Origin of the sequence: Chitinophaga pendula (genome assembly GCF_020386615.1) — a bacterium.
Classification (GTDB): domain Bacteria; phylum Bacteroidota; class Bacteroidia; order Chitinophagales; family Chitinophagaceae; genus Chitinophaga; species Chitinophaga pendula.
On sequence record NZ_CP077769.1, the window covers coordinates 6,754,501 to 6,774,985 of the forward strand.

Annotated in this window: 17 protein-coding genes; 11 read left to right on the forward strand and 6 right to left on the reverse strand. The window is 48.8% G+C overall.

Annotation, left to right across the window (positions count from 1 at the left end):
• Position 1: 1 nt before the first annotated feature.
• Positions 2-592, reverse strand: a complete 591-nt coding sequence (locus KTO58_RS25395; protein ID WP_157752746.1) for an acyl carrier protein phosphodiesterase — start codon at positions 590-592, stop codon at positions 2-4.
• Positions 593-869: 277 nt separating this feature from the next.
• Here KTO58_RS25395 and KTO58_RS25400 point away from each other — a divergent pair, with 277 nt between their 5' ends.
• The 3 genes from KTO58_RS25400 (at position 870) to KTO58_RS25410 (ending at position 4,156) form a co-directional block, all read left to right on the forward strand.
• Positions 870-1,325 (forward strand): hypothetical protein, encoded by a 456-nt coding sequence (locus tag KTO58_RS25400; RefSeq protein WP_095836714.1) that lies wholly within the window; start codon positions 870-872, stop codon positions 1,323-1,325.
• 401 nt (positions 1,326-1,726) lie between these two features.
• Positions 1,727-2,701, forward strand: a complete 975-nt coding sequence (locus KTO58_RS25405) for a deoxyhypusine synthase family protein (protein WP_095836712.1) — start codon at positions 1,727-1,729, stop codon at positions 2,699-2,701.
• 267 nt (positions 2,702-2,968) lie between these two features.
• Positions 2,969-4,156 carry an aldose epimerase family protein gene (locus KTO58_RS25410; protein WP_095836711.1) on the forward strand — a complete coding sequence of 396 codons (1,188 nt, stop codon included), beginning with the start codon at positions 2,969-2,971 and terminating at the stop codon, positions 4,154-4,156.
• Positions 4,157-4,187: 31 nt separating this feature from the next.
• Here the strand turns inward: KTO58_RS25410 and KTO58_RS25415 are convergent, their stop codons facing one another.
• Together KTO58_RS25415 and hemW are read right to left on the reverse strand one after the other, a co-directional pair.
• Positions 4,188-4,730: a DUF4136 domain-containing protein gene (locus tag KTO58_RS25415; protein WP_095836710.1), complete on the reverse strand. Its 543-nt coding sequence runs from the start codon at positions 4,728-4,730 to the stop codon at positions 4,188-4,190.
• A gap of 46 nt (positions 4,731-4,776) precedes the next feature.
• Complete coding sequence (hemW, locus tag KTO58_RS25420) at positions 4,777-5,901, reverse strand: radical SAM family heme chaperone HemW (RefSeq protein ID WP_095836709.1); 1,125 nt, start codon at positions 5,899-5,901, stop codon at positions 4,777-4,779.
• A gap of 180 nt (positions 5,902-6,081) precedes the next feature.
• Here hemW and KTO58_RS25425 point away from each other — a divergent pair, with 180 nt between their 5' ends.
• The 8 genes from KTO58_RS25425 to KTO58_RS25460 all read left to right on the forward strand — a co-directional run bounded on the left by KTO58_RS25425 (position 6,082) and on the right by KTO58_RS25460 (position 16,108).
• Positions 6,082-7,155: a DUF4271 domain-containing protein gene (locus KTO58_RS25425; protein WP_157752745.1), complete on the forward strand. Its 1,074-nt coding sequence runs from the start codon at positions 6,082-6,084 to the stop codon at positions 7,153-7,155.
• A gap of 62 nt (positions 7,156-7,217) precedes the next feature.
• Positions 7,218-7,982, forward strand: a complete 765-nt coding sequence (locus KTO58_RS25430; protein ID WP_225859913.1) for a uroporphyrinogen-III synthase — start codon at positions 7,218-7,220, stop codon at positions 7,980-7,982.
• Positions 7,983-8,175: 193 nt separating this feature from the next.
• A complete protein-coding gene (locus tag KTO58_RS25435) occupies positions 8,176-10,236 on the forward strand; it encodes a thioredoxin domain-containing protein (RefSeq protein ID WP_095836706.1) in 2,061 nt (686 codons plus the stop codon).
• A gap of 275 nt (positions 10,237-10,511) precedes the next feature.
• Positions 10,512-11,813, forward strand: coding sequence for a T9SS ring complex lipoprotein PorK/GldK (porK, locus tag KTO58_RS25440; protein WP_225859914.1), 1,302 nt, complete (start codon positions 10,512-10,514; stop codon positions 11,811-11,813).
• Positions 11,814-11,951: 138 nt separating this feature from the next.
• Positions 11,952-12,686 (forward strand): type IX secretion system motor protein PorL/GldL, encoded by a 735-nt coding sequence (gene porL, locus KTO58_RS25445; protein ID WP_225859915.1) that lies wholly within the window; start codon positions 11,952-11,954, stop codon positions 12,684-12,686.
• A gap of 60 nt (positions 12,687-12,746) precedes the next feature.
• Complete coding sequence (gene porM / locus KTO58_RS25450) at positions 12,747-14,279, forward strand: type IX secretion system motor protein PorM/GldM (protein ID WP_095836704.1); 1,533 nt, start codon at positions 12,747-12,749, stop codon at positions 14,277-14,279.
• A 20-nt stretch (positions 14,280-14,299) separates the two neighbouring features.
• On the forward strand, positions 14,300-15,352 hold the full coding sequence (gene porN, locus KTO58_RS25455) for a type IX secretion system ring subunit PorN/GldN (protein WP_095836703.1): 1,053 nt from the start codon (positions 14,300-14,302) through the stop codon (positions 15,350-15,352).
• 159 nt (positions 15,353-15,511) lie between these two features.
• The gene (locus KTO58_RS25460; protein ID WP_095836702.1) at positions 15,512-16,108 is read left to right on the forward strand and encodes a DinB family protein; all 597 of its coding nucleotides are present in this window, start codon (positions 15,512-15,514) and stop codon (positions 16,106-16,108) included.
• 18 nt (positions 16,109-16,126) lie between these two features.
• Here KTO58_RS25460 and uvrC read toward each other — a convergent pair whose 3' ends face one another.
• The 3 genes from uvrC to KTO58_RS25475 form a co-directional block, all read right to left on the reverse strand.
• A complete protein-coding gene (gene uvrC, locus KTO58_RS25465) occupies positions 16,127-17,989 on the reverse strand; it encodes an excinuclease ABC subunit UvrC (protein ID WP_095836701.1) in 1,863 nt (620 codons plus the stop codon).
• A gap of 21 nt (positions 17,990-18,010) precedes the next feature.
• Positions 18,011-18,598, reverse strand: a complete 588-nt coding sequence (locus tag KTO58_RS25470) for a hypothetical protein (RefSeq protein WP_095836700.1) — start codon at positions 18,596-18,598, stop codon at positions 18,011-18,013.
• Positions 18,599-19,106: 508 nt separating this feature from the next.
• Entirely contained in the window at positions 19,107-20,375 is a 1,269-nt protein-coding gene (locus tag KTO58_RS25475) for an LVIVD repeat-containing protein (protein WP_095836699.1), read from the reverse strand.
• Positions 20,376-20,485: the final 110 nt, after the last annotated feature.

The following is a 20,485-nucleotide window of genomic DNA, read 5'->3' on the forward strand; positions in this document are numbered from 1 at the left end:
ATCAGTCCGCCTCCGCCATAAACGCACGTACATGCGCCAGCAAAGCGGGAAAGAAGATAGCGTAACATGCTCTTAACGCATCATAATGTGTCTCAAAGACAGCATAAGGTACCGATGCCGGCACCGGCATATACTTCGTCCGCCTCACCATACCGGTGAAAGATTGCTCTATACCGCTCTTTAACCGGTAGTCATACATCCAGTTCTGGGTCTCCATATAATGTAACATCTGTAAAAAACGATCCGGCAGCAATGCCTCCTGTTTTCTTAATGTGCGGAATATCCCTAAAGTAAAAGGTAACAACTCCCCGGCAGGGAAATAGTTTGGGTCGTTCGCCAGAAAATGATCATACACCACATCCGTAAATATACCACTGTACAATCCACAGGATGGACGGAAAAAGGATTTGGCCTCCGCCGTAGCCGCATGATGATCCGTAAACTGATCGATCTCACGATGTAATCTGATACCCCGCTGTATGCCGGGTGAATAATCCAGCAGGCGCCTCCCCTTCACAAAATCCGCGATCATATTCCCAGCCGTTAATTCCGGTTCATTAAACGATAAGTAAGCGTGGGCCAGGTAATTCATACCCATGAAGGTAACGCAAATTGCTTTCTTACTTCCCGCTCATCCTCGATTTCTACTTTAACAAAAGCTTAACCTCAGCGCTTGCAACATTCGCTTTTTCCATGCAACATCGCAGCAGTGGCGGGTCTTTCATGTCAAAGGAATGTTAATCCCATCACTTATCACAACCCGTCATCCCCAGCAAGTAATCAAGCCCTTCCACTGGTCACTATTACCCTTGTAACCCCGCTCCGGACCGCCGTACATTTGTATCACAATAAACATAAATTTTTCCGCCATGAAAAAGATGTTAGTTCTCATGATCAGTGTAGCTGCTATATTCAGTAGCTATACTTTATCCGCCAAACCCGCCGAAACAGAGGTGAGTGGCAGGATACAGGCCGCTTTCACAAAGGCCTTTACCGGTGCACAGGATGTGAAATGGTACAGCGATGATGCAAACACATACACCGCTAAATTCACCATCAACACTTCCAAAGTGACCGCCTATTTCGATAAGGAGGGTAAGCTTCTCAGCACCCGCCGGATCCTCACAGCGGACCAATTACCGCTCACCGTATCCGTTGCTCTCCAGCAGCGTTATTCTGGACAGAAAGTATATGGCATCACCGAATTTGAAAAAGAAGGTGCGCTGAACTACTATATCACGCTGGAAGGAGAGAAGTATTGGACAATCGTGAAAGCAAACGTAGATGGTGACCTCAGTGTTTACCAACGACTGAAGAAAGCGTGAGTCGCGGATATCCGCCTCATACAGACCTGATCAGGCAAAGCCCGTAATGTTATTCATTACGGGCTTTCTTTTTATTCGTCAAACACCTGATACCTCATCAAAGTGTCCGCATCACCTGTCATAGCATTATCTCACCATTCGTTCCGCCATCCAACGTACCGCTCAGTCACCTCTTTTCATTCATCCTGCCCGCCTTCATATACTTCTCCCCTCGCTCCCCCCGCTTTACCTTGCTTCTTTACCACTTGCCAAAGCAGTACCCCACCATTCGTCCTCCCCCGCCCTTTCTCTCTCCATTATACACCGCTTCGCTTTGCCCCCTTCCAAAGTTTATCTTAACTTTGCCCCGCTGTTTGCAAATAGTTGTCTGACAGTAATTCACGCGTAAATTTTTAACAGACATGAATAAAGGGCCTATCTCTCAATTTATCCAGCACCACTACCGGCATTTCAACGCTGCCGCACTGGTAGATGCTGCTAAAGGCTATGAGACTCATCTGCTCGAAGGTGGTAAGATGATGGTTACACTCGCAGGTGCTATGAGTACTGCCGAATTAGGTATCTCCTTCGCCGAAATGATCCGCCAGGGTAAAGTAGACATCATCTCCTGTACCGGCGCCAACCTCGAAGAAGATATCATGAACCTGGTAGCACACACTCACTACAAAAGAGTTCCTAACTACCGCGATCTTAGCCCCCAGGACGAATGGGACCTGCTCGAAAAAGGCTTCAACCGCGTTACAGATACCTGTATCCCCGAAGAAGAAGCTTTCCGCCGCATACAAACACATATATTCAAACTATGGAAAGATGCGGAAGAAAACGGAGAGCGCTACTTCCCCCACGAATTCATGTACAAACTCCTGCTCAGCGGTGTCATGAAAGAACACTATGAGATCGATCCGAAAAATAGCTGGATGCTCGCCGCCGCAGAAAAAAATATTCCTATCGTCGTTCCAGGTTGGGAAGACAGCACCATGGGCAACATCTTCGCCTCCTACTGCATTAAAGGTGAACTCAAAGCCAGTACCATGAAAAGCGGTATCGAATACATGGTATGGCTCTCCGACTGGTATCGCAACAACTCCGCCGGTAAAGGCGTTGGCTTCTTCCAGATCGGTGGCGGTATCGCAGGCGACTTCCCCATCTGCGTAGTACCCATGATGTACCAGGATCTCGAATGGCATGACGTACCCTTCTGGAGCTATTTCTGCCAGATATCCGACTCCACCACCTCCTATGGCTCCTACTCCGGCGCCGTTCCTAACGAAAAAATCACCTGGGGTAAACTCGATATCAACACACCTAAATTCATCGTTGAATCAGATGCCACTATCGTTGCACCGCTGATCTTCGCCTACCTCCTCGGTTGGTAAGCCTCCGCGTATACAACGTAGCAAATACTAAAGGCCGGTCCGCTATATGCAGACCGGCCTTGTTATTTTGCCATATTATGCAATGTGTTGCAATAATGCCTTGCAATAAGCTGATTATAATGTAGTTATAGCTCCCGTCCACCTCTCCCTTAACATTCCTGTATCATTCGTATATCATTCCTATATCCAACACATACCCCGGGGATTTTTATTTTCTGATTCGTATCTTGTCCGTATTTCCCAATTCATCTAAACTTCCACGGCACAATGAAAAGGTTTCTCACATTATTTATCCTGGCTACCGCAGGCATGGCTGCCTGCGGACCCGGTGGCCAACAAACTAAAAACAATCCGACAGACAGTATGCAGACAAACAACGACAGCTCAGCCATTAGCAAACTCGTACCGGCCGCCGCATTCGACAGCACCATCAATGGCCAACCAGTAAAACTGTACTACCTCAAAAGCAAAGGTGGCGTAGAAATGGCCGTCACCAACTACGGCGCCAAAGTAGTCGCCCTCCTCGCTCCCGATAAGCAAGGCCACCTCGAAGATGTAGTACTGGGATACGACAATCTCGCCCGCTATCTCAATACCACCGAACGCTACTATGGTGGCGTAGTAGGACGATATGGCAACCGTATCGCCAAAGGCAAATTCACCCTGGGCGATAAAACTTACACCCTCGCTGTCAACAATGGCGAAAACCACCTGCATGGCGGTGTAAATGGCTACAATGCTGTAGTATGGCACGCTACACAACCCGACGATCATACCCTCGTCTTTCACTACCTGTCCAAAGATGGAGAAGAAGGATATCCGGGCAACCTCGATATCACCATGACCTACTCCCTCTCCGACAGCAACCAGTTCCGGATCGACTATAAAGCCTCCACCGACAAGGCGACCGTCATCAATCTCACCCATCACTCTTTCTTTAACCTGAAAGGTGCCGGCAATGGCAATGTCCTCGATCACGTCGTTACCATCAATGCCAGCCGGTTTACCCCGGTAGATGCCGGACTGATACCTACCGGCCAACTGGCCCCGGTAAAAGGAACACCCATGGACTTTACCTCACCGACACCCATCGGACAACGCGTAGAAGACAAATTTGAACAACTTAAACTGGGTAAAGGATATGACCACAACTGGGTGCTCGACAAGAAAGGAACAGCACTGTCCCTGGCAGCTACAGTAAGCGAACCGGAAAGCGGCCGCCAGATGGAAGTATGGACAACAGAACCCGGTGTACAGTTCTACGGGGGCAACTTTATGACCGGAAAAGATATAGGCAAACAGGGCAAAGCATACGCCTATAGGGGCGCTTTCTGCTTCGAAACACAACACTTCCCGGATTCTCCCAATCAACCGGCATTCCCGTCCGTAGTATTGGAGCCCGGGTCTACCTATCAGCAGACCTGTATCTACAAATTTGGCGTGAAGACAAACTAAACATCACCATCGTTATTACAGTGGCCGTATGTCAAAGCCCCTTAAACAGGGTCTCCATGGCAGCGGCCACTTGCTTTTCCAGCTGTGTAGGCTTATTAGGGATCACATCAGCCACCACCCCTTCCCACAGCATTTGCTGCTTCACCCGATCCACCAGGTGCACCGATACCGTCCCCTCATTATACCGCCCTACAGGCACCTCCCGGCTCTGCCAGGAATACCGCCGCTGTCCCATATAACGGGGCGCATCCGTCATAAAATCAGTCTGCCGCGTTTGTACCCGCTCCTTGTTCACAATACCGATATTCACCAGCAAATCCGGCTGATCCGCCACCTGCCGCAATCCACGCCGCTCCAGCTGCAAAGCAATGTTTTTACGCAATGCGGCTATCCCCGTATGATACACCTCACTGCTTACACTGTCGCCACTGGCCTCCACTTCATAAAAACCGAAGGTCTTATAGCTTGACAACTGGAAAGGCGCTGCTGCCTCCCGCTTTAATACCCGCGTACTGCTGCAGGCCACCAGGACGAAGAGCGAAATAAAGAGTAGAAAATGGTGAAGACTTCGCATGACAGAAGGTTTTAAAAGATATATAGGTAATTACCCCGAACCATCGTTAAAAGAACAGCTCCGCCGCAATACAATCTGCAAAAAGTTTACCAGCTGCAGTCAATACCAGCGTATCCCCAAGCTGTATCATCCATTCCTTTTGGATAAAGGTCCGGGCGCCGGTTGCCAGTTGTACCCGCCGCTCCTCGCCAAACCGCGCTGACACCAGCGATAGATCACAGCCTTTGGACGTCCGTAGGGACGTCATGATATACTCATTCAGCATAATATCCGGGGTCAGCACCTCCGCCTCAAAAGGAACGATACCTTGCTGAATACTTTTGATGTACAAAGCATTATTGGCAACATTCCATTGCCTGGAATGCTGGTCGAAAGAGTGGGCAGAGGGCCCCAGGCCCAGGTACGCATTGCCATTCCAGTAGCTGCTGTTATGCCTGGAATGCCAGCCTGGCAACGCAAAATTGGAGATCTCATAGTGCTCGTATCCCGCCGCCTGCAACTGCTGCAAAAGCATTTCAAAATGCCGGGCCGCCTTATCCGGGTCTACCGCCTCCATTTTTTTCTTCTTGATGAACTGGTCCAGGGCAGTACCAGGTTCTACCGTAAGCGCATAACACGACAAATGAGGTACCTCCAACGCAATGGCCTGGGCAATATTCGCCAGCCAGCCTTCATCACTAAGCGTAGGCCCTCCATAGATGAGGTCGATGGAGATATTCCGGAATCCTGCTGCCTGGGCCGCCTGTATACAGGTAAGCGCCTGCTGACTATCATGTGCCCGGTGCATCCAGCGCAGGTCTGCCTCATGAAAAGACTGTATGCCGATGCTCAGCCGGTTAATGCCAATAGCACGCAACGCCTGTAACTGCTCCGCCGACAGGTCGTCCGGATTGGCTTCCAGCGTGATCTCCGTATTGGGAAGGATATCAAAAGTGTCGTATATTTTTTCCAGTAGTTGCTGCAGATCAGCTATAGGTAAGATACTGGGAGTACCGCCGCCAAAATAAATGGTACCCACCGGCTGCCCTTGCAGATACGCTTTTTGCAGGTCGATTTCCTGAAGCAATGCCGCCACCAGTGCGTTCCGCTGCCCCAGGGAAGTGGAGAAATGAAAATTACAATAGTAACAAGCTTGTTTGCAAAAAGGTATGTGTAAGTAAATGCCGGTCATTACCGCAAAGATACTGCTGATCCACCACTCCCCGTACACCGGGTATCGCCCGTCCCAAATACCCTGCAGCTGCTGCTGCCACCGGCTTTAACGCCAATTCCTTCCCTTCTGCTCAAAAATCTGAACGGGGAGCAGGCATTTTAGTTATTTTTGCGACAATTGTCATAAAAATTCATCTTGGTGAGAAACTGGTTATCGCTGTTATTCATCCTTTTACAACTGCATGTATTCGCACAGACAGACAGTTCCGCCAATAAGGCGCCCGTAAGAAGAGCAACACCAGCTCCGACAACTACCCGCCCACGCCCCGACACTGCCAGGGCCAGCGCAGCCAACACTGTCGCTCCCCGTACAGCCGCTCCCCGTACAGCCCCTCCCCGTCCGGCCACCGACTCCACCCGCCGTCTCCGGGATACTACCCGGTTAAAGGCCGATTCCCTCCTAGCCCTTACTGACACCGCATCGCAGCCGGCTAAAGTACCTTTGAAACAGGTATCTGCGTACGACACGTTCATGAAGGAGCTGGCACAAAAAAACATATACCTGCAGCCAGGAAATAAAACAAGATATTACGACCTCAACAAAATGCGACCATTCAGAGATATGGACTGGCTCGTATACACAGTCGCCGGGGTCCTGCTCCTGCTGGGCGTAGTACGACTCGTTTACCTGAAGTTCTTTTCCGATCTGTTCCGCGCGTTCCTGAACCCTACCCTAAGCCAGCGGCAGCTCAAAGATCAGCTGTCACAATCACCCCTGCCGAACTTCGTGCTCAATGTATTCTTCGCGATCAGCATGGGACTTTACCTGTACCTCATCATGTACCGGCAACAATACGCCCCCAACGCCGACGCCTGGATACTCATCCCCGGTCTCGTGATCCTGGTGGCAGTCATCTATAGCCTCAAATACGTTGTGCTGCGCTTCTGTGGTTGGTTATTCGGCAGCGCCGAACTGGCGGACGCTTACATATTTATTCTTTATCTAATCAACAAAGTATTAGGGATTTTACTGGCGCCTTTCCTCGTATTGGTGGCCTTCTGTGAACCAGAAATTGCGCGGGCTTTCATGTATATATCAATTTTCTTTATAGTATTACTGGCTGCCTACAGATATATAAGATCATATTCCGTTGTCAGACAGTATCTATCTTTTAGCAAATTGCATTTTTTTCTTTACCTTTGCGCATTCGAAGTAGCGCCCGTATTAATTTTAACGAAGGTGCTACTGATTTGGTTAACTGGTAATCCCTGATTACTGCCTATTGTTAACACAAGAGCAAAAAATGTATGATAAAAGGCGGGCCAAAAAAAGATTTGCAAGTCAAACAAGTTCAGTCGATCCTTATTTCCCAACCGAAGCCTGAAACAGAGAAATCCCCTTATTTCGATCTGGCCAGAAAGTTCAATGTCAAACTGGACTTCTTCCCTTTCATACGGGTAGAAGGTCTCCCTGCCAAAGACTTCCGGAAACAAAAAGTGGATATCCTCAACTACACGGCAGTGATCTTTACCAGCAGAAACTCAGTAGATCACTTCTTTAGGGTTTGCGAGGAAATGAAGATCAAGGTGTCGCAGGATTGCAAATACTTCTGTATCACTGAAGCGGTAGCCTTGTACTTACAAAAGTTCATCCTCTACCGGAAACGGAAAGTGTTCTACGGAGCCGATGGCTCTACCAAAAGCCTCCTCGAGGTAATGAACAAACACAAGGACAACGAAAAATTCCTGTTCCCAAGCTCCGACAGCCAAAAGAAGGACATCGAAGAATGGCTCAAAGCAAACAAATGCGAATACGCCACTGCGACCCTCTACAAAACGGTCTCCAACGATGTCAAAGAGATACTGGACAAAACAGCTTACGACATGATCGTGTTCTTTAGCCCCTCAGGCGTGAAATCCCTCTTTGAAAACGTACCCAAATTCGAACAGAACGGCACCCGTATAGGCGCCTTCGGCCCTACTACCTCCGCCGCCGTCGAAGAAGCCGGCCTCCGCCTCGACGTCAAAGCCCCCGCTCCCCAAGCACCATCTATGGTGGCCGCGTTAGAACAGTACCTGGCTGAAATCTCAAAAAAATAATAATAAGATCATTTACATATAAATACACGAAAGGGACAGCATACCGCTGTCCCTTTTTTATGGATGTATCCGCTATACCCAATAGACTCAACAAAAAAATAATTTATGAAAGATCAGAAAAATAAATTTCTTTGCATGGCCGTATTATATTTATCCAGATAATAGTACCGCTGTATCGCAGCTAACGACGAAGATGGAAAAACCGATGCACACGAATAAACTTGCAACTGAATCAAGCCCCTATTTACTGCAACATGCCCACAATCCGGTAGACTGGTACCCTTGGGGACCAGAAGCCCTCCAACGGGCTATAGCAGAAGATAAACCTATCCTCGTCAGCATCGGCTACGCCGCATGCCACTGGTGTCATGTCATGGAACGCGAAAGCTTCGAAGACCCCGACACCGCCAGCATCATGAACGAACACTTCATTAACATCAAAATAGACCGGGAAGAAAGACCCGACCTGGACCACATATACATGGACGCCCTCCAAACCATGACCGGCGCAGGAGGATGGCCACTCAACGTATTCCTTACCCCCGACAAAAAACCATTCTACGGAGGTACCTACTTCCCTCCCAAAAAGGTCTATAACAGACCCGCCTGGAAAGAAGTACTCCTCGCCATCGCCGGTGCCTTCAAAGAAAAAAGGGAAGAAATAGAAAGCCAGGCCAATAACCTGACCGAACACCTCCACCAAAGCGGCCAATTCGGCATGCAAACAGAAAGCATACTACACCTCCCTGTCGAAGAACTCTTTACCCGCCACCAATGCGATACCGTTTTTAACAACATCCTCAGCCAGGCCGATACGACCTGGGGTGGCTTCGGTAAAGCACCCAAATTCCCGGGTACCTTCCACATACAATACCTGCTCAGATATCATCATAGCTATAAAGCCCCCCAGGCACTCGAACAAGCCCTCCGCTCCCTCGATAAAATGGTGCAGGGCGGCATCTACGATCAACTGGGCGGCGGCTTCGCCAGATATAGCACCGACGAACGATGGCTCGCACCGCATTTCGAAAAAATGCTCTACGACAATGCCCTCCTCGTCGATACCCTCTGCGAAGCATACCTGGTCACCAAAAAAGAGACCTATGCCACCGCCATCCGCGAAACACTGGCATTCGTCGACCGCGAAATGACCGACTCCTCCGGAGCCTTCTATGCCGCCCTCGATGCCGACTCCGAAGGCATCGAAGGCAAATTTTATGTCTGGAGCAAAACCGAAATAACACAAATACTGGGCAGCAACGCCCCCCTGTTCTGCGAATACTATGACGTATCCGAAGCCGGGAACTGGGAAGAACAAAATATCCTCTGGATACAGGAACCACTGTCAGACTTCGCTGCCCGTAAAGGCCAGGACGAACCCTCCCTCCGCTCCCTCCTGGAGCAATGCCGTCAGCAACTGCTGGAAGTCCGCGACAAACGCATCCGCCCCGCTCTCGACGATAAGATCCTGCTGGGCTGGAACGCCCTCATGATACATGCTTACTGTAAAGCCAGCGCCACCCTCCAAGACGACACCTACCTGCACACTGCCCTCAAAGCAGCCGATACCTGCTGGGAAAAATTACGTCAGGACAGTGGCCCGGCATTCTTCCATACCTGGAAAGATGGAGTGGCCAAATATCCCGCCTTCCTCGATGACTATGCCTGCCTCATCCGGGCCTGCATCTCCCTGCAGGAAGTATCCGGCGACCTCCAATGGCTGGAAAAGGCAAAAGAACTCACCACCTTCGTCCTCTCCCACTTCAGCGATGAGGCCGAAAATTTCTTTTACTATACCATCCAAGGCCAGGAAGATGTCATCGTCCGAAAAAAAGAAATCTACGATGGGGCCGTCCCTAGCGGAAATGCCATCATGGCTCTTAACCTTTGGTATCTTTCTGTTGTTTTTGATAATAAAAAGTGGCAACGCCGCGCTATAGAAATGGTGGGCCGCCTTTCCCAAACTGTCACCCGCTATCCTACCTCCTTCGGAGTATGGGCTAGCCTGATCCTCCAGCTGGTGCAGGGTACCAAAGAAGTAGCTATCGTAGGCCCCGAATTTAAAGCACGCCTCAAAAGCGTCAACGGGCACTACATACCCTTCAAAGTACTGCTGGGAGCAGCAGCCGATCAGCCGGGTATACCCTTGCTGGAAAACAGGGCGCAACCAACCGGAACATGGCTATACTGGTGCGAAAATTATCATTGTATGAAGCCTGTTCAATATATAGAAGAAATTGATAATCTAATATAATAATTTGTGTAAATTGCGCCATATATCAGCCACCGCGCAGGAAGTTTTATCAGAAAAAGGGTAGATATAATAAAATGTTAAAAAATACGTTTATTTTAATTGCCGAAGTAAGTATGTAGAATTGAAAAAGTTGGGTAAAAACTAACTACGGATTAAAATTAATTATTACATTTGCTATCTTTCGAGTAAAACTGGCCAGGCCGTAAGTATGAAGAAAACTGTCACCTGCAAGCTGTTGGATATCTGCCTGGCTGTTTATGGAAAAACATGTTCTAATGAAAGCTACCCTTATGAAGCTTAATTACTCAAGTGGTCTTCTGTTAGCAGTAGTGCTGGTTAGCCTGCTAGCCAGCTGTGGTGGTAGTAAAACCTCCAAAAATGCTCAAGGGCAACTCATCGGTGTGAGCCCCAGACCAAAGTATTATCCGCCTGTACCTTATGGAATGGTGTACGTACCCTCCGGTACGTTTCACATGGGTCCCAGTGATGAGGACGTGAACTATTCCTATACCGCCAGGAACAAGTCGATCTCCATCTCCGGCTTCTACATGGATGCAACGGAGATCACCAACAATGAGTATCGCCAGTTCGTAAACTGGGTGCGCGACTCCATCGCTCACGTACTCATGGGACATGTTAAAAACGATGGTGGCCAGGATTACATCGACTGGAAACAGAAGATCAACTGGAAAGACAAATCCACCTACGAAAAACTGGACGCGATGATCTACACACCGGAAGAACGCCTCTATGGTAAAAAGGAACTAGACGTGTACAAACTCGTCTACCACGAGGAGAGCTTCAACTGGGATCAGGCCAAGCTGCGTGAGAATAAAGGCAAACCGCGCTCCTCTTTCATCGTCAAAAAGGATGTACAGATATATCCCGATACCCTCTGCTGGATCAGGGACTTCTCTTACGCATACAACGAACCGATGACGCGTATGTACTTCTCTCACCCGGCTTTTGACAACTACCCCGTAGTTGGCGTAACCTGGCACCAGGCTAACGCCTTCTGCGAATGGCGTAGTAAATTCTGGGAAGACTATCGCGCCTCCAAAAACCTCTACACCGAAGACAAATTCCAGCTGCCTTCCGAAGCACAGTGGGAATACGCCGCCCGCGGTGGTAGAGAACAAACACCTTACCCCTGGGGTGGTTACTACCTCCGGAACAAGAAGGGTTGTCTCCTGGCCAACTTCAAACCTGGCCGCGGTAACTACCCCGAAGATGGTGGATTCTATACCGTTCGCGCCGACGCTTACTGGCCTAACGACTACGGTCTGTACAATATGGCTGGTAACGTAGCAGAATGGTCACAGGATATCTTCTACGAAAACTCTTATTCTTTTACTTCTGATATGAACCCTTATCTCAGAATGGATGTACCCGATAACGCGCCTCCCAAAATGAAGCGTAAATCAGTTAGAGGTGGCTCCTGGAAAGATATCGGTTACTTCCTCCAGACAGGTACTCGCTCTTACGAATACCAGGATAGTGCTAAATCTTATATCGGCTTCAGATGTACCATCGCATTCCTCAGCCGCTCTAAAAACGATTTCAATAAAAGAAAGTAAAACCAGCCATAGCGTATGAAGCACCAATTCTTATGCACCGCAGGCAAAGAGCCTCTAATGAGCAACAACTATTCCATATTCAATCTAACCTTTAACACTATTTCTAAATTTAACCAGTTTAAATTTTAACCTATGGCTATGAATCCTAACAAAGCTAAATGGCTTAATTTTTTCGTGTGTATCGCCGCTTCTGTGGTAATCATCGGTGCCCTCTTTAAACTGCAACACTGGCGGGGTGCTGACGTAGCATTGATCCTCGGTCTGAGCGTGGAAGCATTGATCTTCTTTGTATATGCTTTCGTGCCGGATACTTCTGCTACCGCTCCTGTAGCCGTTGCCGTAGCTGGTGGATCTCCTGCCGTAGCCGGACTGGACAAAATGCTCCAGGAAGCAGATATTACGCCTGCCAACCTCCAACGCCTCAGCGAAAACTTCCAGAAACTGGGAACTACCGTTGACAAAATGAGAGACATCAGCGATGTAGTAGCCGCTACCGGCGACTATACACAAAAAACAAGAGAAGCAGCAAATGCCATCGGCAGCGTAGCACAAGCTTACACTACCGCCGCTTCTGCCGTTTCTTCTTTCAACAGCGCTTCTGAATCTACCCGTAGCTTCCACGAGCAAATGCAGAGCATGACCAAAAACCTGGCCTCGCTCAATGCCATCTACGAACTGGAACTGCAGGATACCAATAACCACCTCAAAGCTATGAACACGTTCTACAGCAACCTGCTCAACGCTTCTCAGGTAATGAACGGTAGCATCGATGATGCTCGCAAGACCGGAGAACAGATCTCCGCACTGGCTAAAAACCTCGGTAACCTGAATACCGTTTACGGCAACATGCTGACCGCCATGCAAGGCAGATAATGGTGAGCTTATAGTTTTTTAGTTAACAAAACAGGCAATCACTAAATCTGAAAACGAACTATGGCACTACCAAAGGATCCCAGGCAGAAGATGATCAATTTCATGTACCTGGTGCTGACCGCCATGCTGGCATTGAACGTCTCTGCTGAAATATTAAATGCATTTAATATCGTAAACAACTCTATCAATACATCCAACAACTCGCTGACTGATAAGAACAACCTGACTTACGCGCAGTTCGAAAAGCAGATGGCCAACGACGCCGCGAAAGTAGCCCCGCTCAAAGCAAAGGCACAGGAAGTGAAAAAACTCTCCGCCGATATGTTTACCCGTATCGAAGCGCTGAAAGAGCAGATCATCAACGAAGCTGGAGGACGCGATGAACATGGCGAGATCAAGAGTAAAGACAATCTCGACGCTGCTACCCGCGTGATGGAAAATCAAAAGAAAGGCCCGGAACTCGAAGAAGCACTGAAAGCACTGCGTGCTAAATTGCTCACCTTCGTAACGCCTGCTAAAAAAGCCGAATTCGACCGCACTTTACCGCTGCGTATTGAAGTAGGTAAAGCCAGTGGCGAAGATGTAAAGGCTAAAACCTGGACCACCTATCACTTCAACATGGTGCCTGCTATCGCTGCCGTTACCATCCTGGGTAAATTCCAGAACGATATCAAAAACTCAGAATCACTGATCATAGATGACCTGTTCCGCCAGATCGATGCAAACGACTACAAGTTTGACAGGCTGCGTCCGTTCATCTCCCTGAACTCTAAAAACCTGATGGAAGGCCAGACCCTCACTGCCCAGATCGCAGTAGGTGCCTACAGCACTACCGCTAATCCGACCATCGTGGTAAATGGCCAGTCAATACCTGTAACCGAAGGTCTTGGTACTTATACCATCCCCGTTTCCGGTATCGGTGAGAAAGCCATCAATGGTACTATTACTTTGAGAAAACCAAATGGGGAAGCCGAATCCTTCTCCTTCAATGAAGCCTACAATGTAGGTGCTTCTACTACCTCTATCTCTGCAGACAAGATGAACGTACTGTACATCGGCTTGCAGAATCCTATATCTATATCTGCGGCCGGCGTGCCTGCAGAAAGCGTATCTGCTTCCATCTCCGGTGGTAGCATCAGTAAAAGCGGTGCCGGTACCTATGTGGTTACCGTAAGCAACCCAGGTAAAGCTACTATCAACGTAGTAGCCAATGTAGATGGTAAATCAAAAAGCCTCGGTACCAAAGAATTCCGCGTGAAACTGATACCAGATCCCGTACTCAAAGTAGGTGTGAACAAAAGTGGTGTGATGAAAGCAGCCGATTTTAAAGTACAAGGTGGCTTAAGAGCTGACCTCGAGAACTTCGAGTTCGAAGGTGTTAAGTACGACGTAATAGGCTACCGTGTTGGTATCGATGCTAAAGGCCGTGATTATGTGGAAGGAGATGCTAACTCTGCTTACTGGCCTGCGTCAGCAGCAGCAGCTATCCGCTCCGTACGCCCCGGCGACCAGGTATACTTTGATAACGTAAAAGTAAAAGGTCCCGACGGTATTGTACGAAACATGGGTAATACTTCGTTTAAATTAAACTAACAGTAATAAATTACTGAACTATGCGAGCAGTAATATTGAATAGAATGGGTTGGTGCATATTGTTGCTGGCGTTACTGGCAACGGAAGCTTCGGCACAGCGCCGCGGTGGTACTACCCGCCGCCGGACAGCGACCTCCGAAAGTAACACAACCGAAAACAGTACCCAACAAGCCCCCAACACAGTGGTAAACCCAGCTACCGGCAACGCCGTTACCACTCCCCCGCCTCCTGCACAGCAGTCGCTGAGAGCCGATGGCGTAGGAACACCGGTAACCGTAACCGATACGCCGCGTAAATCACTGCGTATAGATGGTGTAACCGAAAAGAACCTGATCCGTGAGCGTATACCTATCGCTTACGATCACATCCGTGAGGATGACAAATTCTGGGAGAAACGTATCTGGCAGATCATCGATATCCGCGAGAAAATGAACCTCCCCTTCCAATACAACGTGGAAGATGAAAACGGTATCAACCAGCTGTTCATCAATATCCTGCTCCAGTCTATCAAAAACAACGAAGTACAAGCCTTCAGTCCCATCGACGACCGCTTTACCACCCCTATGCCTTATAGCGAGGTACTCGGCAAAATAAGTGGTGAAGAACGCACCGTGAGAAGCATCGACCCGGTGACTGGCGAAGAGAAAATGGTAACTACCCGCGACGACTTCGACCCGCGTACCATTGTACAGTATAAAGTAAAAGAAGTATGGGTCTTCGATAAAGAAGCCTCTGCACTCAAAGTACGTATACTGGGCATCGCGCCAATGGTATCCCGTATGAACGAAGATGGATCGCTCAGAGCTTCCATCCCACTGTTCTGGGTGTACTACCCCGACCTGCGCCCGGTACTGGCTAAATTCGATGTGTATAATCAGAACAACGACGCTGCCAGCATGAGCTGGGAAGACCTGTTCGAAATGCGCTTCTTCTCCAGTTTCGTGATCAAGGAAAACAATACCTACAATCGCGAGATCAAAGACTACATCAAAGATGGTGTAATGAGGCTGTTGGAAGGTCAGTCTATTAAAGACAGGATCTTTAATAAAGAACAGGATCTCTGGCAATACTAAACCATTACACTGCTTGCCAAAAATAAGGAGCGGTCCTGCCATAGCGCAGGGCCGCTTTTTTTATACCTACTCCCCGCGCAATACTTCCTGCCCGCATCCCCTGACTTTGTCGTAACTTATCCTCGATCACTATTGCCAGCTTAAAAAAACAAGAGTAATATGCCAGCTGTATTTGAAACGACCGCTTTACTCAATGAACTGCAGGGAGACGTACGTGCATTGCGCGATACTGCCGACCAGACCTTACGTAATACCGCTCCCAACCTGCTACTAAAAGCACCGGGTGTAGGCCGCTGGAATGCCGTACAATGCCTGGAGCACCTCAACAGCTATGGCCGCTTTTACCTGCCAGCACTCGAACGTACCATTGCCAAAGGAGAACAGCAGCAGCGTGCCCCTCAGCCTGCTTTTAAAAGCAGCCGCCTGGGAGATTATTTCACCAATATGATGTTGCCCCGCAATGACGGAAGTGTAAGCGTGAAGATGCAGGCGCCGAAGGAACATCGTCCGGGTGCAGGCCTGGATACGGCAGCCGTAATAGATACGTTTGTAAGTCAGCAGGAGGCGCTGCATGCCTTGCTCGGAAGAGCGGCAGGCGTCAACCTGCAGCAGCTGAAAGTACCTACCAGCCTGACCCGTCTGCTAAGGCTGCCCCTGGGAGACACGTTCCGTTTCCTGGTGGCGCACGAACAGCGTCATATGTTGCAGGCACACAATGCGCTGGTCGTACAACTGATCACTTTGCGCGGATTCTGATGATCGTAATGGAATAAATCAGGAGGGTGCATTTCCTTCTTCCTGCGAAGCCGCAGGCGAATTGCTATGGCCGGCAACAGGTGGATGGAAGTAGCTCCATACCAATTTTGCTTTGGCTGCACCTATCTCTTTAGACAGGTCGTCTTCTGTCAGTAACTTGATCTTACTCACAGAACGAAAGGTCTTCAGCAGTTGAGTGGCAGTTTGCTCACCGATCCCTTTGATCCCTTCCAGTTCGTTTTTGAAAGTACCTTTACTACGTTTCTGCCGGTGGAAGGTGATACCGAAACGGTGCACTTCATCGCGGATACGACGGATCAATTTCAAGCTTTCGCTGTTATAGGGAAGTTTGAGGCTGTCTTTATCGCCGGGGTAGAAGATTTCCTCTTCATTTTTGGCCAGGCCTACTACGGTCATGCTACCGATGAGGTTCAGTTCGCGGATGCTTTCCAGGGCAGCGCCCAGTTGTCCTTTACCACCATCGATGATCACCAGCTGTGGTAACGGCTGCTGTTCGGCGAGCAGGCGGTTATAGCGCCGGTATACTACTTCTTTCATAGAGGCGAAGTCGTTAATACCTTCTACCGTTTTGATATTGAAATGCCGGTAATCTTTTTTGGAGGCCACCCCGTCTTTAAAGACCACGCAGGCCGATACCGGGTAGGCTCCCTGGAAGTTGGAGTTATCAAAACACTCGATATGTACCGGCAGTTCCTGTAATTCCAGGTCTGCCTGCAGCTGGTATAATACCTGCTTTTTCTCCATATCGCTTTTGCCTTCCAGGTGTAATATTTTCTTACGGCGCAGCTCTTCTTTGAAGTAGTTCACGTTCTTTTCGGAGAGGTCGAGCAGTTTCTTTTTATCGCCGCCTTTGGGCACTGTCAGCAGGATGGTTTCGCTGGGATATTCCAGCGGCATGGGTACGATGATTTCCCGGGCCAGGCTGCTGAAGGCGTCACGTAGGTAGGCGATGGCGTACAATAACACCTCTTCGTCTGATTCTTCCAGCTTTTTCTCCAGCGTGACGGTCTTGGTATCGGCAATGGTGCCATTGAGTACACGCAGGTAGTTCACATAGGCTTCATTGCCATCTGTCAGGATGGAGAATACATCGACGTTGCCTACTTTGGTATTGACGATAGTAGAACGGGCCTGGTAGGCATCCAGGCTTTCGATCTTCTTACGCATGATCTCTGCCTTCTCAAATTCCATGTTCATGGCATATTCCTGCATCTGGGTACGGAATACGGATAGTACCGGTGAGAGGTTGCCCCGCAGGATATTGCGTACTTGCTGTAGTCCTTCCCGGTAGTTTTCTTCTGTCTCCAGCCCTTCGCAGGGGCCTTTGCAGTTACCCAGGTGATATTCGAGGCATACTTTGAACTTCCCTTTCTGTATGTTCTGCGGCGTTAGTGCCAGGTTGCAGGTGCGCAGCGGGATGTTGTAACGGATCATCTCCAGCAGTTCGCGTACGCGGCCTACGGAGGTGAAGGGGCCCAGGTATTCGGAGCCATCTTTGATGAGGTTGCGGGTCAGGAAGACGCGCGGAAAATTTTCGTGTTTGATGACGATATACGGGTACGTTTTATCGTCCTTCAGGTTGATATTGAATTTGGGCTGGAATTGTTTGATCAGTGAGTTTTCCAGCAGGAAAGCATCCTGTTCGGAATCCACGATGGTGAACTCGATATGGTGGATGCTTTGGACCAGTTTCCGGGTCTTGTAGTTATCATGGTTCTTGACGAAGTAAGAGCTGACCCGTTTGCGCAGACTTTTGGCTTTGCCTACGTACAGCAGGGTATTATCCTCTCCGTAGTACTTGTATATGCCCGCCTGGACGGGGATGGTGTGTGATATCTGTTGAAATTCGGCTGCGGTCATTGTCAGATTTACGGGGAATGACTATTGTTTAGCGGAGAGCTGTACCTGGATGGTCAGCTCTTTGGGTTGCAAAAAGGCGATTTTTTCGTAGGTGTTGATCTGCACGTTTTGCTGTTGCCGGTAATAAAGTTTACGCCGGGCTTCATACACCAGGTTGTGGGTATAGCTATCGACGGTCACTTCTTTGATTTGCCCGCTGGCATCTAGCTCCAGCATGATCTGCCGGGGATTGATGTCGGAGGTACGGGCGGTATATACGACGGAGCGGCTGCCGTTGAATTCGTTGAGCATAACGGCGCTGTCATAGCGTCCGCGAAGAGAGGCTTTGTTGATATCGGCGTCCAAGAAAGGGGTTAGCAGGTCCTTCAAGGTGGTGGAGTCGGTGGCTTTACAGCGAATGGTATCATGCTGCTGGTGCAGCGAAACGATCTTCTGCATCGAGGTACTATTCTGGCGGATATGTACCATCTCGTCGGTGAAATATTGTTTCAGGTCCCGGTAGGGAGCGGATGTGGGAAGTGTTTGGCCGCTTGTATTGCAAGCTGCCGTCATGATTCCCGTATATGCAGTGAGCAGTAATAAACAGGCCCAGCGGGTATTCGATTTCATCCTGCAAAATTAGGAAATAATGTAGGGCCGCGGCATGGTAAAAAAAACAAAAATGCGCCGTAAAGACGGCGCATCTGATGCATGAGCAAATCTGTCGAGAGCACTAAAAATGTTAAAACGGATAAGCTAATTAAATAGTTACTCGTTTTAATGAATAGTTATTTATTTTATATGAATGCGCTACACCTGTGTTATCAGCAGTGGCAGTGCATGGTGATTCAATGCCTTTTTAAAGAGAAGATGAGAGATAGCTACCCAGGTACATAGTTCACTTCTTCAACTACGATAGCCTCTTGCAGATACTGAGCTTCCATATCAGCTACTCACGGATGTAAGGTAATGAAAGTCCGTGATCCATACTACACAACACAATGTTAAAACAAACCAATGCGACAATAATGCTGGCAACTGACGGAGATGAAAAGCCTTCTCCTGTTGATTATCAATGCGCTGGCACTATACCGCATCGCATGTACGAAAGTACGAAATGCTGAAGGGAAATTAAAAATTATCTTTTGACACTCAGGTTCAGTTTGCTCAGCAATACGGGCGACGCCATCTGTGAATAATCGTACTGATAGATGCCATCTTCTGCACTCACCAGCAGTACGTTGTTATGCGGGATAACGTCGAAGGTATTGGGGCCTTCCAGCAGTTTGACGGTGGTAATGGTAGCAGGCTGGGTCGCTGTCAGGAAACGCAGGCCTGCTTTACCTTCGCAGATGAAGAGTTTACCATTGTCGATACCCAGTCCATGCGGATTGGTCATTGGATAACTTCTGATCAGTTTAGGGTTGGAGATATCTTTTACGTCCAATACATCCAGCTGATTATTGACGCCGCCGCAGTTGGTACCACCCCGTAGTGTCACATAGGCGATGTCGCCTTCTATTACCACCGGATCGCATTGTCGGGCATGTGAAAAGGCCCCTTTACGCACCGGATTGGCGGGGTTGCTGGCATCGAAGATGAACATGCCAACCTGGGAGCCGATGAATAGGTTATTACGATAAGGGAAAATCGTTTCAATAGCAGGGCCTATTACGGTAGTACCTTTTGTCACCGGTGCTTTCGGGTTGCTGATATCGAAGGTCTGCAGGGCAATATGATCCACTGCATAGAGGTAGTTGTTCATAATAGCAAATCGTGCCATGGAGCCCCCTTTAGCCGTGGGTGGCGTGTTGGAGGAAGCATACACTTTTCCGTCGTTGGAGCTATATAGAAAAAAGCCGTTGGTATACCCGTCGCAGGAGGTTTCATATACCGTGTCTTTGACGGTCACGTCTACCACTAATCCTTCGGGGCCATATCCTTTCAGATCGCCTACATAGGCGTTACGGGGAAACACCTCCTTGACGCGGCCTATTTCGCTGACATGGGTAGGATCGCTGATATCCAGGGTGACCATGTCGATATAGCTATCTGCGTACAGCACGTTGTCTTTCACCGCGATATCTACATTGCCCATAATGTTAATGAAGGCAATGGGAACAGGCGCACTGGGCACGCGGTTGTCGATAATATGCACGCCTTTATAAGGCTCATTTACCAGGAGATAATGCTCGTACAGGAAAATCTTACCTGTGGTAGTGATCGTATGTGGCGGCTCTACTTTGATGGAGCTTCGGAACTTTTCCATGCTCATGTACACTGGTTTGTAGAGTTTGGTTGATACGACCCGGTTACATTGCGGTTTGTCTTTATGACAGCTGACTAGCATCAGCAGAGTGGCTGCTACAAAGGCCACGACCAGGGATTTGTAAAAGAACAGTTTCATGGGGGATAAATTTTGGAGTAAAACGAGGTGGTAAGGAAAAGGTTACTAGACAAGAAAAGCAGGCGGTGGATATAGGAACGTTATACGAATGATACAGGAATATTAAGGGA